Source organism: Paenibacillus sp. J5C2022 (assembly GCF_025567625.1).
GTDB lineage: Bacteria > Bacillota > Bacilli > Paenibacillales > Paenibacillaceae > Pristimantibacillus.
Window position 1 is genome coordinate 68,175 of the sequence record NZ_JAOQJC010000035.1, and the last position, 15,550, is coordinate 83,724.

At 51.1% G+C, this 15,550-nt stretch carries 22 protein-coding genes; 19 read left to right on the top strand and 3 right to left on the bottom strand.

All coding sequences use genetic code 11. The annotated features are described in order from the left end of the window. Positions 1–60 precede the first annotated feature (60 nt). The 10 genes from M6D81_RS23455 (at position 61) to truA (ending at position 5,380) form a co-directional block, all read left to right on the top strand. A complete protein-coding gene (locus tag M6D81_RS23455) occupies positions 61–711 on the top strand; it encodes an adenylate kinase (protein ID WP_262679571.1) in 651 nt (216 codons plus the stop codon). Continuing rightward, positions 711–1,475 (top strand): type I methionyl aminopeptidase, encoded by a 765-nt coding sequence (gene map, locus M6D81_RS23460; protein ID WP_262679573.1) that lies wholly within the window; start codon positions 711–713, stop codon positions 1,473–1,475. The genes M6D81_RS23455 and map overlap by 1 nt, the downstream gene beginning before the upstream one ends. Positions 1,476–1,477: 2 nt before the next feature. Beyond that, the gene (locus tag M6D81_RS23465) at positions 1,478–1,759 is read left to right on the top strand and encodes a KOW domain-containing RNA-binding protein (protein WP_262679574.1); all 282 of its coding nucleotides are present in this window, start codon (positions 1,478–1,480) and stop codon (positions 1,757–1,759) included. Positions 1,760–1,761: 2 nt separating this feature from the next. Then, positions 1,762–1,977 (top strand): translation initiation factor IF-1, encoded by a 216-nt coding sequence (gene infA, locus M6D81_RS23470; RefSeq protein WP_015847200.1) that lies wholly within the window; start codon positions 1,762–1,764, stop codon positions 1,975–1,977. 45 nt (positions 1,978–2,022) lie between these two features. Then, entirely contained in the window at positions 2,023–2,136 is a 114-nt protein-coding gene (gene rpmJ / locus M6D81_RS23475; RefSeq protein WP_003333770.1) for a 50S ribosomal protein L36, read from the top strand. A gap of 19 nt (positions 2,137–2,155) precedes the next feature. Next, positions 2,156–2,524 carry a 30S ribosomal protein S13 gene (gene rpsM, locus M6D81_RS23480; RefSeq protein WP_262679585.1) on the top strand — a complete coding sequence of 123 codons (369 nt, stop codon included), beginning with the start codon at positions 2,156–2,158 and terminating at the stop codon, positions 2,522–2,524. Between the two features lie 19 nt (positions 2,525–2,543). After that, on the top strand, positions 2,544–2,939 hold the full coding sequence (rpsK, locus tag M6D81_RS23485) for a 30S ribosomal protein S11 (protein WP_262679586.1): 396 nt from the start codon (positions 2,544–2,546) through the stop codon (positions 2,937–2,939). A gap of 130 nt (positions 2,940–3,069) precedes the next feature. Next, a complete protein-coding gene (locus tag M6D81_RS23490; protein ID WP_262679588.1) occupies positions 3,070–4,014 on the top strand; it encodes a DNA-directed RNA polymerase subunit alpha in 945 nt (314 codons plus the stop codon). A gap of 45 nt (positions 4,015–4,059) precedes the next feature. Continuing rightward, entirely contained in the window at positions 4,060–4,425 is a 366-nt protein-coding gene (gene rplQ, locus M6D81_RS23495; RefSeq protein WP_262679589.1) for a 50S ribosomal protein L17, read from the top strand. A gap of 214 nt (positions 4,426–4,639) precedes the next feature. Then, on the top strand, positions 4,640–5,380 hold the full coding sequence (gene truA, locus M6D81_RS23500) for a tRNA pseudouridine(38-40) synthase TruA (RefSeq protein ID WP_262679590.1): 741 nt from the start codon (positions 4,640–4,642) through the stop codon (positions 5,378–5,380). A 69-nt stretch (positions 5,381–5,449) separates the two neighbouring features. Here the strand turns inward: truA and M6D81_RS23505 are convergent, their stop codons facing one another. Continuing rightward, positions 5,450–6,469, bottom strand: a complete 1,020-nt coding sequence (locus M6D81_RS23505; protein WP_262679591.1) for a DUF4097 family beta strand repeat-containing protein — start codon at positions 6,467–6,469, stop codon at positions 5,450–5,452. A gap of 320 nt (positions 6,470–6,789) precedes the next feature. Between M6D81_RS23505 and rplM the strand changes: the two genes are divergently transcribed. The 6 genes from rplM (at position 6,790) to M6D81_RS23535 (ending at position 11,919) form a co-directional block, all read left to right on the top strand. Next, on the top strand, positions 6,790–7,227 hold the full coding sequence (gene rplM / locus M6D81_RS23510) for a 50S ribosomal protein L13 (protein WP_262679592.1): 438 nt from the start codon (positions 6,790–6,792) through the stop codon (positions 7,225–7,227). A 20-nt stretch (positions 7,228–7,247) separates the two neighbouring features. Continuing rightward, positions 7,248–7,640 carry a 30S ribosomal protein S9 gene (rpsI, locus tag M6D81_RS23515; RefSeq protein ID WP_262679593.1) on the top strand — a complete coding sequence of 131 codons (393 nt, stop codon included), beginning with the start codon at positions 7,248–7,250 and terminating at the stop codon, positions 7,638–7,640. Between the two features lie 234 nt (positions 7,641–7,874). After that, complete coding sequence (locus M6D81_RS23520; RefSeq protein ID WP_262679594.1) at positions 7,875–8,570, top strand: phosphoadenylyl-sulfate reductase; 696 nt, start codon at positions 7,875–7,877, stop codon at positions 8,568–8,570. Between the two features lie 34 nt (positions 8,571–8,604). After that, on the top strand, positions 8,605–9,780 hold the full coding sequence (gene sat, locus M6D81_RS23525; RefSeq protein WP_262679595.1) for a sulfate adenylyltransferase: 1,176 nt from the start codon (positions 8,605–8,607) through the stop codon (positions 9,778–9,780). A gap of 113 nt (positions 9,781–9,893) precedes the next feature. Continuing rightward, on the top strand, positions 9,894–10,685 hold the full coding sequence (cwlD, locus tag M6D81_RS23530; RefSeq protein ID WP_262679596.1) for an N-acetylmuramoyl-L-alanine amidase CwlD: 792 nt from the start codon (positions 9,894–9,896) through the stop codon (positions 10,683–10,685). A gap of 130 nt (positions 10,686–10,815) precedes the next feature. Beyond that, positions 10,816–11,919 (top strand): Mrp/NBP35 family ATP-binding protein, encoded by a 1,104-nt coding sequence (locus tag M6D81_RS23535; RefSeq protein ID WP_410795783.1) that lies wholly within the window; start codon positions 10,816–10,818, stop codon positions 11,917–11,919. Between the two features lie 76 nt (positions 11,920–11,995). On the opposite strand, the gene gerD is transcribed toward M6D81_RS23535, so the two are convergent. Next, a complete protein-coding gene (gerD, locus tag M6D81_RS23540; protein WP_262679597.1) occupies positions 11,996–12,658 on the bottom strand; it encodes a spore germination lipoprotein GerD in 663 nt (220 codons plus the stop codon). A gap of 149 nt (positions 12,659–12,807) precedes the next feature. Here gerD and M6D81_RS23545 point away from each other — a divergent pair, with 149 nt between their 5' ends. Further along, the gene (locus M6D81_RS23545) at positions 12,808–13,437 is read left to right on the top strand and encodes a KinB-signaling pathway activation protein (protein WP_262679598.1); all 630 of its coding nucleotides are present in this window, start codon (positions 12,808–12,810) and stop codon (positions 13,435–13,437) included. 10 nt (positions 13,438–13,447) lie between these two features. Here the strand turns inward: M6D81_RS23545 and pdaB are convergent, their stop codons facing one another. Beyond that, positions 13,448–14,239 carry a polysaccharide deacetylase family sporulation protein PdaB gene (pdaB, locus tag M6D81_RS23550; protein WP_262679599.1) on the bottom strand — a complete coding sequence of 264 codons (792 nt, stop codon included), beginning with the start codon at positions 14,237–14,239 and terminating at the stop codon, positions 13,448–13,450. 163 nt (positions 14,240–14,402) lie between these two features. Here pdaB and M6D81_RS23555 point away from each other — a divergent pair, with 163 nt between their 5' ends. Together M6D81_RS23555 and M6D81_RS23560 are read left to right on the top strand one after the other, a co-directional pair. Beyond that, positions 14,403–15,029 (top strand): stage II sporulation protein M, encoded by a 627-nt coding sequence (locus tag M6D81_RS23555; RefSeq protein ID WP_262679600.1) that lies wholly within the window; start codon positions 14,403–14,405, stop codon positions 15,027–15,029. 136 nt (positions 15,030–15,165) lie between these two features. Next, complete coding sequence (locus tag M6D81_RS23560) at positions 15,166–15,387, top strand: hypothetical protein (protein ID WP_262679604.1); 222 nt, start codon at positions 15,166–15,168, stop codon at positions 15,385–15,387. Positions 15,388–15,550: the final 163 nt, after the last annotated feature.

Below are 15,550 nucleotides of genomic sequence, written 5' to 3' on the forward strand. Positions count from 1 at the left end.
GACAGGTATGGATAGCGTCGCCCGAACGGACCTATTGTGCTTAAAGCGAGGAACACGCTAATGAACATTTTATTTATGGGCCCTCCGGGCGCAGGCAAGGGAACACAGGCAGAGCGCATTGTAGAGGAGTTCAATGTTCCGCATATCTCCACAGGCGACGCTTTCCGTCTCGCGATGAAGCAGGGCACTCCGCTCGGCCTTAAAGCGAAGGAATATGTGGACCAAGGGCTGCTTGTTCCGGATGAGATTACGAACGGCATCGTGAAAGAGCGCCTGGCGCAAGACGATTGCACGAACGGATTCTTGCTGGACGGCTTTCCCCGTACGCTGCAGCAAGCCGAAGCGCTTGATATCATGCTGGCGGAGCTTGGTCGAAGCATCGATCATGTTGTCAATTTAAAGGTTGATCGCGGATTGCTGCTCGCCAGACTTACTGGCAGACGCATCTGCAAATCTTGCGGCACCACTTATCATGTATTGTTCAATCCGCCTAAGGTCGAAGGCATCTGCGACAAGGATGGCGGAGAGCTGTATCAACGCTCTGACGATACGGAAGAGAAGGTAGGCACGCGCTTGGATGAATATACGTCCAAGACGGCGCCGCTGCTCAGCTATTACAGCGATAAGGGACTTCTTCGCGAAGTCGATGGCGAGAAGGATATCAATGACGTAACATCAGATATCGTATCCTGCCTGAAAGGGTCATTGTAATGATTATTTGCAAATCCGAATCGGAGCTGCGATTAATGAGGGAAGCAGGACGCATCGTGGCCGAGACGCATCGCCTCATGGCAGATGCGGTGAAGCCGGGCATTACGACGGGCGAACTGGACGCAATAGCCGACAAGTTCATCCGCAGCCAAGGTGCGATACCATCCTTCAAAGGTTACAATGGTTTTCCTTCCAGCGTATGCGCTTCTGTCAATGACGAGCTGGTGCACGGCTTTCCCGGATCTCGCAAGTTGAACGAAGGCGATATTATTAGCATCGACATCGGCGCACAGTACGAGGGCTTCCATGGAGATTCCGCCTGGACCTACGGGGTCGGGAAGATATCCGACGAAGCGCAGCGGCTGCTGGATGTGACGGAAGAGTCGCTTTACGCGGGTCTTGCGCTCGTCAAGCCGGATGTACGATTATATACAATTTCGCACGCCATCCAAGAGGTTATTGAAGCAGCAGGCTTCTCCGTCGTGAGGGAATACGTAGGGCACGGAATCGGCGCGGATCTGCATGAAGAGCCGCAAATACCGAACTATGGTATACCGAACAGGGGGCCGCGGCTCAAGCCGGGTATGGTGCTTGCTATCGAGCCAATGGTCAATATCGGTGAGCGATATGTCCGTACGCTTGAAGACAATTGGACAGTCGTAACACAGGACGGCAGCTTATGCGCACATTTCGAGCATACGGTTGCTGTCACGGAGGACGGCTTTGAAATATTGACCATTTTGCCGCAGCAGTCAGAGGTGTAACGATGGATGCTCGTCCCCAGATTGGTCAGTTAGTCAAAGTGCTTCGGGGCAAAGACGAAGACAGCTACGCCATCATCATCGCGATTGTTGACGAACGATTCGTTCTCATAGCAGATGGCAACAAGCGAAGATTCGATCAGCCGAAGAAAAAGAACGTTCTGCATCTGGAGTTACTGCCTGCCATTAGTCCAGAGGCAAGAGACAGCTTGCAAGAAACGGGCAGGGTAACCAATGCCAAGTTGCGTTATGCAATACAGAAGTTTGCCTATGCGAAAGGAGAATGAAGGTGGCGAAGGAAGACGTCATTGAAGTCGAAGGTACGGTTATTGAGCCGTTGCCGAATGCCATGTTCAAGGTGGAGCTGGAGAACGGTCATCAAATTCTCGCACATGTGTCCGGTAAGCTCAGAATGCACTTCATCCGTATTCTGACAGGAGACAAAGTGGTTATACAGTTATCGCCTTATGATTTATCAAGAGGGCGCATCACCTATCGGAAGTAGACCGCATAAGCGGAGCGCTTGCGAAAGATTCGGGAGGTAATCACAATGAAGGTTAGACCTTCGGTTAAGCCGATCTGCGAAAAATGCAAAGTCATTCGTCGCAAAGGCAACGTTATGGTGATTTGTGAAAATCCGAAACACAAACAAAAACAAGGATAAAAGGAGGGAAATTTAGCCTATGGCACGTATAGCTGGTGTAGACATTCCGCGCGACAAGCGCGTCGAAATCGCTCTGACATACATCTTCGGTATTGGCAGAACGACATCGAAGAAAGTACTCGCTGAGACAGACGTCAACCCTGATACACGCGTTCGTGACTTGACGGAAGATGAGCTTGCTCGTCTGCGCGAGACAATCGACAAGACGGTAAAAGTGGAAGGCGATCTTCGCCGCGAGATTTCACTGAACATTAAACGCCTGACAGAGATCGGCTGCTACCGCGGTCTTCGTCACCGTCGCGGACTTCCTGTTCGCGGTCAACGTACGAAAACAAACGCGCGTACTCGCAAAGGTCCTCGTCGGACTGTAGCTAACAAGAAGAAATAAGAAGGGAGGACAATAAATAATGGCTAAACCTAAAAAAGTCGTTCGTACGAAACGTCGTGACCGGAAAAATATCGACAGTGGCGTGGCTCATATCCGCTCCACGTTCAACAATACGATCGTAACGATCACTGACCCGCACGGCAATGCAATCTCTTGGGCCAGCTCTGGCAACCTGGGCTTCAAAGGCTCCCGTAAGAGCACTCCGTTCGCTGCGCAGATGGCTGCTGAGTCCGCTGCAAAAGCTGCAATGGAGCATGGTATGAGAAGCGTTGAAGTGATGGTTAAAGGCCCTGGCGCAGGCCGTGAAGCAGCGATTCGTTCGCTTCAAGCTGCCGGCCTTGAAGTTAGCATGATCAAGGACGTAACTCCGGTTCCGCATAACGGATGCCGTCCTCCAAAACGTCGTCGCGTATAGTTACCTCGTTAGCTGTGGTATCAAATATCTGCAACTTGTGAATAATGGTTGTGAAGGTTTGGCATACTACGAGATTTGACATAATTGACGACTAGTGTAACGGAGCGACGTTTGAAGGAGGGTACTAATAGTGATTGAGATCGAAAAGCCGAAAATCGAAACCGTTGATGTGAATGACGAAGGAACTTACGGACGTTTCGTCGTGGAGCCGCTGGAGCGCGGGTACGGCACGACGCTGGGAAATTCGCTTCGTCGGATTTTGTTATCGTCTCTGCCTGGCGCAGCTGTAACATCGGTACAGATCGATGGAGTACTTCATGAGTTCTCCACGGTTCCCGGAGTGATTGAGGACGTAACAGAGATCATTCTGAACCTGAAGGGATTATCGCTCAAGATTCACTCCGATGAAGAGAAAGTACTGGAAATCGATGCGGAAGGCGAAGGCAACGTAACGGCGGGCGATATTCGTGCTGACAGCGATGTCGAAATTTTGAGCCCTGATCTTCACATTGCGACTTTGGCCTCCGGTGCCCGTCTGCATATGCGTATCTACGCGAATCGCGGACGCGGTTATGTGCAAGCGGACCGGAACAAGAGCGATGATCAACCGATTGGCGTCATTCCTGTGGATTCCATCTACACGCCGATTACTCGCGTTAATTACAGTGTAGAGAATACGCGTGTCGGCCAAGTGACAAACTACGACAAGCTTACGCTTGAAGTTTGGACGGACGGCAGTATTCGCCCTGAAGAGGCGGTCAGCCTCGGCGCGAAAATATTGACAGAGCACTTGGACTTGTTCGTTGGCCTAACGGATGAAGCCAAAGATGCGGAAATAATGGTTGAGAAGGAAGAAGACAAGAAAGAGAAAGTTCTGGAGATGACAATCGAGGAGCTGGATCTTTCGGTTCGTTCATACAACTGCTTGAAACGCGCAGGCATCAATACCGTTCAAGAGCTGATCACGAAATCCGAAGAGGACATGATGAAGGTTCGCAACCTGGGCCGGAAATCGCTCGAGGAAGTCCAAGAGAAGCTGGAAGAACTGGGTCTTGGCCTGCGTATGGATGAGTAGTCAACCATCACGTGCAGACAACAGAGCAAGGGAGGGGAAAACAAGATGGCATATCAAAAATTGGGTCGTGACGCAAGCGCGCGTAAAGCATTGTTCCGTGATCTTGTAACGGACTTGTTCCTGTATGAGCGCATTCAAACGACAGAAGCGAAAGCGAAAGAGGTTCGTTCCATCGCTGAGAAGCTGATCACAAAGGCGAAGAAGGGTGACCTTCACGCTCGTCGCCAAGTGGCAGCTTACGTTCGCCGTGAGTCTATCGACGGTGGTCAAGATGCGATTCAGAAGCTGTTCTCCGAACTGGCAAGCCGTTATTCGGAGCGTGCAGGCGGTTATACGCGCATTCTGAAGCTGGGACCTCGTCGTGGCGATGCTGCGCCGATGGTTTACTTGGAGCTGGTTGACCGTACTTAGTAGACGGGGCTGCAGGCAGTCCTTCTCTTCGTTGGTCGAATCGATAATAGAGAAAGGGTGGACCTTCGCGGCCACCTTTTTTTGCATTATTACAATTTATATATTCTACTTGGCGATAAAACCTACCTTTAAACGCGGTCGCGCATCTTCGAAATGCCTCGATAGAGTTTTTCTCATTTACTACTATATATGTCGCGATATGGAGAGTGTCAGCATGCGCAATATTGCCATTAAAGTAAGCTATGACGGAACGGACTTCAATGGCTATCAAATACAGCCGAGAGGACGTACCGTGCAAGGGGAGCTTGAGAAAGCGATCAGGCATCTAAGCGGCGAGGAAGTGACGCTTATCGGATCTGGCCGAACGGATGCCGGCGTGCATGCGATGGGGCAAGTATGCAACTTCCGCACAACGTCGGCCATTCCAGTCGAACGGTGGGCTATTGCGCTTAATACGCGGCTTCCGGGCGATGTGATCATACTGGAGGCATGGGAAGTGCCGTATGAGTTCCATTCCAGCAAGTCTGCCAAGCGGAAGACGTACCGATACACGATCGATAACGGCAAATTCCCTGACGTGTTCCGCAAGCGTTATCGCTTCCATCATCCCGCGCGACTGGATACGGAGGCGATGAGCAGAGGATTAGCTCATTTAATCGGAACGCACGACTATACTTCATTCACGTCAACCCATTCCACCAAGCCCAGCCATATTCGCACGATTTACGAGGCTCGATTAATACAGGAAGGCTCTGTAATTCATATTGAGCTGACGGGCAACGGATTTCTATACAATATGGTGCGCGTTATTGCCGGTACGATGATGTTCGTCGGTCAAGGAAAGCTGAGGCCTGACGGTATCAAGACTATTCTGGATGGGTGCGACCGCAGTCTGGCGGGACCGACGGCCATGCCGCACGCCCTGATGCTGGTTGCCGTGGAGTATGATGAGTAGTCTGCATGAATGTGTGAAATAAGAAACAGCTCCTCCCGATTACAGAAGAGCTGTTAGAATAATGATGGATTATTTCAGGGTGAAATTGCCGGAGCTGGTGCGGGCATATAAGAGCACCTTGCCGTCGCCGAACATTCCTTTTATAGCATCCTTATCCGTTGTCATCTCGCTAACGGTGAATCCGTTCTTCTTGACTTTCCCTACCCCTGAGCCGCCCATGTAATCGACGCTCAAGGACTCCGGATCCTGTTCCAGCTCGACCGTAATATTGCCGCTGGAGGCTTCCAGTTTCGTGTCGTAACGCAACTGCTCGGCATCCAGCTTTATGTTGCCGGAGGTGGCCTTGGCCGTCAATTCGGCGAACCCGTCCGATAGATCGATGCCGCCGCTTATTGCACGAATGTTCATCGTATCGGCCAGGTATTCTTCAATGGAGATGTTGCCGCTGCTCGTTATCGCTTCGATATGCTTGCCTTCAGCACGGTTCAGCTTAATGTTGCCGCTGCCAGCTTTCAATGTCATGTGGGAGCCTGTGACACTCTCCGCTTTAATATTGCCGCTGCCGGTCTTCGCATCCAGATTGTCTGCAGTAGCACCGATAATAGAGACATTGCCCGAACCGGCATAGGTCTGTATTCGTCCAGTTGCTACGTCGTTCACATTAATATTGCTGCTGCCTACTTTGACATCAAGCGCATTCCACTGCTTTTCAGGCAGCTCAATCGTCATTGAGACGTTGACAATCTGAATAATTTTCCATCCATCTTCGAGGCTTGCTTCCAACTGCAGCATGTTGCCGGATTGTTTGGAATCCAGCTTCAAGCTTTTCGCAATGGATGGCGTGGCGACTCCTTCCAGCTTGACGATCGCTTGAGAAGTGCCGCTGCCTTTTTCAATTTTGACGTTGATGCTTCTGCTCTCGATGTTCAGATTCTCTATCTGATTCATATCGAATGCGTATTCCTGATTGACCTCGTCCGTCATGAATGAGACCAATCCTTCGACTGGGGATTTGCCGCCCGTGCCAATCACATAAGTGAGTCCGATGATTCCGATAATGACAAGAATAATGCCTAATGATCGTTTCACAATTTCCACTCCAATAGCGAAGTATTTTCCTTAATTGTAGCAGGGTCGATGGCAAATAAAAACATGCTCATGCAGGAGCATGACATCGGTCTCGAGACGGAGACCAGCGAATGTGGCGAATAGAGGCATGGCGTAAGAAAAAGTGATAAATGGCTTGCGTATCGATGCATTTTATAGTAGAATATAGCTTGTGCTTTCTTAGTGGCTATCCCACAGCCCCGACTAGGAAACGCGCTTGATATAGACAACATTGATTAATAAATCAGCGCTATAGCGCTGCTAAAACTTGAATATGGTAAGAGAATTAAGGAGGATCATCCATGCGTACCACCTATATGGCTAAGCCGAATGAAGTTGAGCGTAAATGGTTCGTTATCGATGCCGCCGGCAAAACGCTCGGACGTCTGGCTAGCGAAGCTGCAAGCCTGATTCGCGGCAAACACAAGCCTCAATTCACGCCTCATGTTGATACTGGCGACTTCGTGATCGTTATCAACGCCGAGAAGATCGTATTGACAGGCAACAAGATGGCTGACAAGAACTACTATCGTCACTCCATGCATCCGGGCGGATTGAAAGTTACTCCAGCTTGGAAGATGATTCAGAACAAGCCGGAGCGTATGATCGAGCTGGCTGTACACGGCATGCTGCCGAAGAATCGTCTGGGTAACAAGATGAAGTTGAAATTGAAAGTATACGCAGGTGCAGAACATCCACACCAAGCACAAAACCCTGAAGTCTACGAGCTTCGCGGGTAATAAAGAGGAGGACACGTTTCATGGCTCAAGTGCAATACTATGGAACCGGTCGTCGTAAACACTCAGTTGCACGCGTACGTCTTGTGCCGGGTGAAGGACGAATCGTCATTAATAAACGTGACATTAACGAATATTTCGGCTTGGAAACTTTGAAGCTGATCGTAAAACAACCTTTGAACTTGACTGACACATTGAACAAATACGATGTGCTTGTCATCGCTAACGGCGGCGGCATGTCCGGTCAAGCGGGCGCAATTCGCCACGGGATTTCCCGTGCTCTGCTGAAAGCAGACCCTGAATTCCGTCCATCGCTTAAGCGCGCAGGCTTCCTGACTCGCGATCCGCGTATGAAAGAACGTAAGAAATACGGTCTTAAAGCGGCTCGTCGCGCTCCACAGTTCTCGAAACGTTAATATTTGCTTGGAAAGAGCCTCCGGCCTTATGGCTGGAGGCTTTTTTGTGCGTTGCGCGGGAACATTACGGTGACCGCTCCGAAGGGCAAAGCATAGGCTAAAACACAGCAGGCAGGCAAGAGAGGAAATGTTCGATGGAGATGAATGTCAATTAGCCATTGAATTTCATATAAGGAGGATTTATAATTGATAATACAGATGAAATTACTTGGAATTAGAAAGTGAGGTCGTATAATGAACTTGTTTGAGAAGGAAGCGCTTATTAAAGAGAAAGCGGTCGAGTTGGAAACGGCGTCGCCCGAGGAGATCTTGCGATTTGCCACGGATACGTTCCCGAACATCACGTTCGCTTGCAGCTTTGGAGCAGAGGATGTCGTATTGGTCGATATGCTGCAGAAGGTAAGTCCGAAGACGGATATATTCTATCTGGACACGGACTTCCACTTCAAGGAGACGTATGAGACCAGAGATCGGCTTAAGGAAAGATATCCCGGCATTCCATTCGTGGAAGTGAAGCCGGAGCTTACGCCGGAGGAGCAGGCTGCACAATTCGGCGAAGAGTTATGGAAGAGCGATGCCAATCAGTGCTGCAACATTCGGAAGGTTGCACCGTTGACGTCCATCCTATCCAAGTATGAAGCCTGGATTACCGGTATTCGCCGCGATCAGGCGCCGACGCGCGCCAATGCCAAGAAGATTGAGTACGACGAGAAATTCGGATTAGTGAAGTTCAATCCGATTGCAAGCTGGAGCAACGAAGATGTGTGGACGTATATTCGAGACAATAATGTCATCTACAATCCACTGCATGACCGCAATTATCCAAGCATAGGCTGCGAGTATTGCACGCGGCAGGTCATGCCGGGAGAAGATCCGCGGGCGGGACGCTGGTCGGGCAATGAGAAGACGGAATGCGGTCTGCACAAGTAAGCAGTCTACAAGGAAAGAGGAGGTTGAATGACCAATGACGCAAATATTGCCTCATGGCGGCAAGCTGATTAATCGGATTGCACAAGGGGAAGAGCGCGAGGCGGCGTTGAATAAAGCGACATCTCTGCCTGCGATCACGATTAACGCATGGACCATATCGGATCTGGATTTGATCGGAGTAGGCGCTTTTTCACCGTTGACCGGATTTATGAATGAAATGGATTACCGCTCTGTTGTTCACAATATGAAGCTTGCCGACGGTACGTTGTGGAGTATTCCCATCACATTGGCTGTACAAGAAGAAGAGCTGGCGTGGCTGAAGACGGGCGAGCAGGCTGCGCTGATCGGGGAAGACGGCATTACTTACGGCATTATTGCGATTGATAGCATATATGTAGCGGATCAGAAGGAAGAGGCTGTTCGCGTATTCAAGACGGACGACATTGCCCATCCCGGTGTGAAGAAATTGTTCGGGCAACCGTCCACTTATGTAGGCGGAGCCATTACCGTGCTTAATCGTCCGCGTCCTTCCCGGTTCACGGAGTTCTACTTCGATCCTGCGGAGACGCGGAAGCAATTCGCAGAGAAGGGATGGAAGACGGTCGTCGGCTTCCAGACACGCAATCCGGTCCATCGCGCCCATGAATATATACAGAAAACGGCCATGGAGATTGTAGACGCACTATTCCTCAATCCCCTCGTAGGGGAGACGAAGTCCGACGATGTGCCAGCGGATGTGCGGATGAAGAGTTATCTTGCGCTGTTGGAGCATTATTATCCGGAGGATCGTACCTTCCTGGGCGTATTTCCGGCCGCTATGCGTTACGCCGGTCCGCGTGAAGCAATCTTCCATGCCATTGTAAGGAAAAATTATGGCTGCACGCATTTCATTGTCGGACGCGATCATGCCGGTGTCGGCGATTATTACGGCACGTACGAGGCGCAAGAGCTGTTGAAGTCGATTCCGGCGGAGGACCTTGGCATTACTCCGCTTTACTTCGAGCACAGCTTCTTCTGCTCGGCTTGCGGCAATATGGCTACGTCGAAGACATGTCCGCATGACAAGTCGAAGCATGTGGCGCTATCCGGTACGAAGGTAAGGGAAATGCTGCGCAACGGCATATGCCCGCCGCCGGAGTTCTCCCGGCCGGAGGTCGCTTCCATTCTGATTGCCGGCATGACGGAACAGGAGCAACCGGTCGCGACATGAAAGACACATAATTAGCCACCTCGTCCCATATACATGAAACTGAGCGTAGGGCTTATCCTTTTGGAGGCTCTGCTCAGTGAATTCATGGGGACGGGGTGGTTTTTTTGCGGGGGATGGGTGGCCGCGTAGTCGTATGGATGACCTATAAGGGCGTATTGCGCTTAGCTATAGCTGGAGTTGTCGTCGGGTTGACCGCCTTGCTGCTCGCCCGCAGCATTCCTGCCACCAGTACATGGTCGTATTGGACGCTTCCTCTGTCGGGCAAGACGATCGCCATTGACGCAGGTCATGGAGGAGTGGACGGAGGAGCGGTGAGCAAGCAAGGGGCGGTGGAGAAGGACTTGAATCTGGCGATTGCGCTCTACTTGCGGGATTACCTGCAGCAGGCGGGTGCCGTCGTATTCATGACGCGCGAAGGCGACAACGATCTGGCGACGGGCGATGCTCATGCTTACAGCAAGCGCAAGACGGAAGATCTGAAGAGGCGCGTCTCACTAATTAAGGAGCAGAATGCCGCAGCGGTAATCAGCATTCATATGAACAGCATCCCGTCGGAGAAGTGGTCCGGTGCCCAGACGTTCTATCATCCGGAGACGCATCCTGACAATAAGCTGCTCGCCGCATTCATTCAGAATGAAATCCGGCACAATCTGGGCAATACGTCGCGTATCGCTTCCGTCAAGAAGGACGTCTACCTGATGAAGGCGATTCCCGATGTGCCGACCGCGCTGGTGGAGGTGGGCTTCCTCTCCAATCCCGGGGAGGCGAAGCGGCTGGTGGATGCGGAATATCAGCGTCAGGTGGCGGCCGCGATCTATCAAGGCATTCTTCGCTTCAGCTCCGGCGAGAAGCTGAGCGGTCAGGAGCAGGAGGAAGTGGAGCTTCAGAATAACAAGAAGAAATGATGCGTGGCGATGAGGAGAGAGGCGACGGTATTGCTGGGCAAGAGGCTGAGAGCAAGAGACTGGCTTCGCTTCGCCGCTATGTTATAATGGGAGCGAGTAGGGAGCTATCTACATAAAGGTGGGACTAGTAATGACGTTGACACGCGAGCAAGCGATTGAAGCCATCGAATCCGTGATGGCTGAAGGATATGGCACGGAAGGCATCTCCTTCCGCGACGTGATGGTGCGGGACCGTGGCGTATCGCTCACGGTCCTGGGAGCGAGCGCGGCGGCACAGCCCGCGCTCGAGGCCTCGCTGCGCGAGGCCCTGGCGCGCCTCGGCGCCGATACCGTGCATTGCCGGTATCGGGATGAGGGCGCGCCTGCGGCGGGCGGCGAAGCTGCGCCCGCCGACAAGGCGGCGCCCGGCACAGCCGGCGCCGCAGGGAACGGCGGCCCCGTACAAGGGCACGGGGCCGGCCTGATCTCCCCGCTGCTGGAGCCCGGCAGCGGGGTGCAGTTCATCGCCGTCGCCAGCGGCAAGGGCGGCGTCGGCAAGTCTACGGTGACCGTCAATCTGGCGGTCGCCTTGGCCCGCAAGGGCAAGCGGGTCGGCATTATCGACGCCGACATCTACGGCTTCAGCGTGCCTGACATGATGGGCATCGAAGAGCGCCCCGAAGTCGTGAACGAACGCGTCATCCCGATCGAGCGATTCGGCGTGAAGGTCATGTCGATGGGCTTCTTCGTGGAAGACAACAGCCCGATTGTCTGGCGTGGACCGATGCTGGGCAAGATGCTGCGCAACTTCTTCCAGGAGATCGAGTGGGGAGAGCTGGATTACATGCTGCTTGACCTGCCGCCGGGTACCGGAGATGTAGCGCTGGATGTGCATCAGATCATCCCGCACAGCAAGGAGATCATCGTAACGACGCCGCATGCGACGGCTGCCTTCGTCGCGGCTCGTGCAGGCGCTATGGCGATTACCACCAAGCATGAAATCATCGGAGTGGTGGAGAACATGTCTTACTTCCAGTCGACTGCGACAGGAGAGAAGGAATACGTCTTCGGCCGCGGCGGCGGCGGCCGACTGGCGGAGACGCTGCATTGCGACCTGCTGGCGCAGATACCGCTGGGAGCACCGGACAACCATCCGTCCGAGCCCGATTTCTCACCGTCCATCTACAAGACGGATACAGAGACGGGACAATTGTACCTGGAGTTGGCGGATAGCGTGTTGAAGCGGTGCGAATAATGAACAAAGCTCGATTCCTCTCAAGACGAGGCGGAATCGAGCTTTCTTTCATGCGTTGCGGAACGGCCGTGATGGTCTACTCGCCTTGCCCCTCGTCTCCGCCGCTTTGTTCTTCTTCCGAGCCTTGCCCTTCCTTTTGCTTCTTCACTTTCTCATCCGGTTTCGGTTGGAGTTCTTCCTTGACAGCCACTTTCATCAGATCCAGCACTTCCAGCCGGAATAGAGGGTTTTGCATCGCTTCCTGCATAATGGACATCACTTCTTTCCGGTACTGTGCGCTTTTCAGCACGTCCAGTATCATACGGTCCATCTCCGGCGTTTTCATCGTCTTTACTAATTCGGCTTGATATTGAGGGTCCTTCAGCAGCTCTTTATGAATCTGCTTGTTTTGCTTATTTACGGACTTGGCGAATTCCCCTGCGAAGCGGGTATCCGTCATCAGCTTCATAATGACCTTATCGTAATCGGGCGAGCTGATGACTTCCTTGACGGCCAGCCGCACGTGCTCCTGATCCTGTACGGACAGCATTGAAGTGGATTGGGCGTTGTAGCCCGACAGACTTTCTGCCGATTCCTGCAGCGCCTTCTGCGCATCCTCCGTCTTTAGAATATCGATCACCATCGACTTCATATCCTTATAAGTAACCTGCTGACCGCTACCGCCAGAGGATTCCATTCCACAGCTGCTCAATAGCACGGTAAAGGCTAAAATGATGCATAATGCCAATCGCCTCATCATGTCCTGTCTGCTCCTTTCGTTAAGATCTCGTCAGAATGCTCCCTCGTATGGCTTATTATGCGCATCGTTCACGGTTTTATCATTGACTTCATTAGCTTTTTGCTGTGATCGTGGTAAAATAAAGGGAAAACCCTTCGGGAGGATGGAACGTGACGTTACGCAAATGGTTTTTCTTATTTTGGAGCTGTATGGCGCTTGGCGCACTCGTATGTGCCATTGTCGGCTCGACAATGCTGCTTACGGATCAGGAATTCGGGTTCCTTGGTTTTAAAGCCACGGGCTTTAATGTCTATATGATGGCCATTTCGGGACTAATGATAGGAGCCTTCAGCCAAATGGGCTTCTTCGCTTACTTGACGCTCAACTATATAGCGCTTAGCGTATTTCGCAAAAAGTACTTGTGGACAACTTTGCAGGGGTACACCACTTTATTCGCCATATTCGGCATGGGTTATGTACTGTATGAGGAACGGACGAACAATTGGTTTTTCTGGCTGCTGCCGCTTCTGCTGCTTGTAGCATCGCTCATCTTCTCTTGGGTGAAAGTGAAGCAGACCAATGCCAACGCTTTCGTACCGACTATGTTCCTGTTGTTCGTCGTGACGTTCATTGAATCATGGCCAGCGTTGCAAGGGGAGACGAACATTGCGGCGATCGTCTTTATGATGATCCCGTTATTCGCATGCAATGCATACCAGAATATGATGATGCATCGCTTGCTGAAAAAGAATGAAGCCGACTCCGCTGCCCCGAAGGCAGTGAAATCGGCTAATTCCTAACCGGGTATCATTAAGCATTGCCGGGAATGGATGACGTCTTTCTGTCTTCGACAGCATTGCCTTCGCTATCCGTACCGGAGATGAGCTGGGAGACGGTGACGAAGTCGAAGCCCCTCTCGCGAAGCTGATCGATAATGGCAGGCAACGCCAAGTGCGTCTGCTGCGCGGAATCGCTTGCGTGCAGGAGTACAATGTCCCCTGGATGCGATCTTGTGATGACGCGATTGACAATTTTGTCTGTGCCTATCTTCATCCAATCCAGTGAATCGGTGTCCCATTGGATGACTTTATACTGCAGCTCATCGGCAATCCGCAGCACACGCTTGTCGAAGTCGCCATTGGGCATTCTGATCAAACTAGGCTGTTCGCCTGTAATATCGGAAATAATCGTATGGGCGGTGCGTATTTGCTTGCGTATTTCCTCATCGCTCATCTTGCTGTAATAATCGTGCTTGTGACCATGGCTGCCAATCTCATAGCCGGCTTCCTGAATTTTCTTCACAAGTTCTGGATGGGATTGGCTCCATACGGAGGAGACGAAGAAGGTCGCGGACTTCACTTCCTTCTCTTTCAGTACTTCCAGTATGGGCTCCAGACGCTTGTCTCCCCAGCTAATATCGAAGGTAAGCGCCAAAACCTTCTGGTCCGTCGGAATGCTGTAGATGGCTGCAGGCTGTTGTGGCGCGAACACGGTAATGTTATCCCGCTCGGCATAGATGATGCCGATAGAGAACACTAACGCAATCGCAATAAAGAAATACTTTTTCAGCTTCTTACCGTTCAACACATAAAACATATTCATGGGGCTTAAGCTCTCCTCTCTTGGCATGCCTATTATGAGGCAGCCGCTATTGTCTTCGTGGCAAGAATCATTCTGCGGACGTGATGAACAACCTTTATTAGTACAATCTATGCTCGTACAGCTGATATATTCATCTATTTCAACAAAGGCGAGGAGGTAATCTGTGTTTCGATTAAATGAGATCATCCGTGACTTTAAAGGCATGAACCGATTTATCGGCATATCGTTTGTATTGTTCTTTGCGGGTATGGTTATAGGGGGAACGAATCCTGGATTCAAGTCCATTCTGGAAAGTCAGATACAAGCACTTGGACAAATGGCTGAAACGATCGATTCCACCAGTAATCCGACATTATCCGCCATCGTTTTTATCTTTCTCAATAATGCGATCAAGTCGATCTATGTGCTCTACTTTGGCGTATTATTCGGCATTTTGCCTGTCTTGTTTCTGGTGATCAACGGGATGGTCATTGGTTATTTGCTGCAAATGATAGCAGATAACCCGACAGGCATGAGCGTAATGGAAGTCATCTTCAAAGGACTGCTGCCACATGGCATCATTGAAATCCCCGCAATCATTATTGCGTGCGCATACAGCTTGCGCTTTGGAGTGCTGACATGGAAAGCCGCAGGCCACTTGCTATTCTCAAGGAACAAGCTAAGCGAAGTTGGAGATGCATATAAGACATTTCTGGTACGCTCCGTTCCTATATCGCTGCTTCTTGTACTGGCGTTGTTATTGGCATCCGTAATCGAGAGCACCTTTACCGTATGGTTACTAAATCAATAATTGCGGGGACGTAATATTTTTTCCAATAATTGAGCATAACAGTAAGGCGGTGTCGTGAACATATGCGACATTGCCTTTTTTGTAACGTCGATTGACGGTCTAATGTGTGATACCAAGAAGGGGGCCGCATACTGTGATGCTGGGAATGCTGTTCAATAACAAGGAATGCAAGGAACTTGACTATGTTCTTCGCAAGGAACTGGATGAAATGCTGCTTGATCTCAATGACTCCCGGCTGGACGGAGATATTAAAGGTGCGATCGCGAGAAGGTATAAGATTATCTTTCGTATGTATGCCCGTATTGCATCTCCGAAAGAGCTATCGCGCTATGCGCTTAACGCAAGAATGTATAAGTGAAAAAAATTAAAAAGGGGGTTGCAATACTATGGACCCCTGTGATATATTATAAAAGTCGCCGCTGAGACATGGGCGGCACACAAGAGGAGAGATTGTTCCTTGAAAACTGAACAACGAGCGAAACTGCCCCGTTGATCCTAACGGATTAATGGAAAAGCAATAC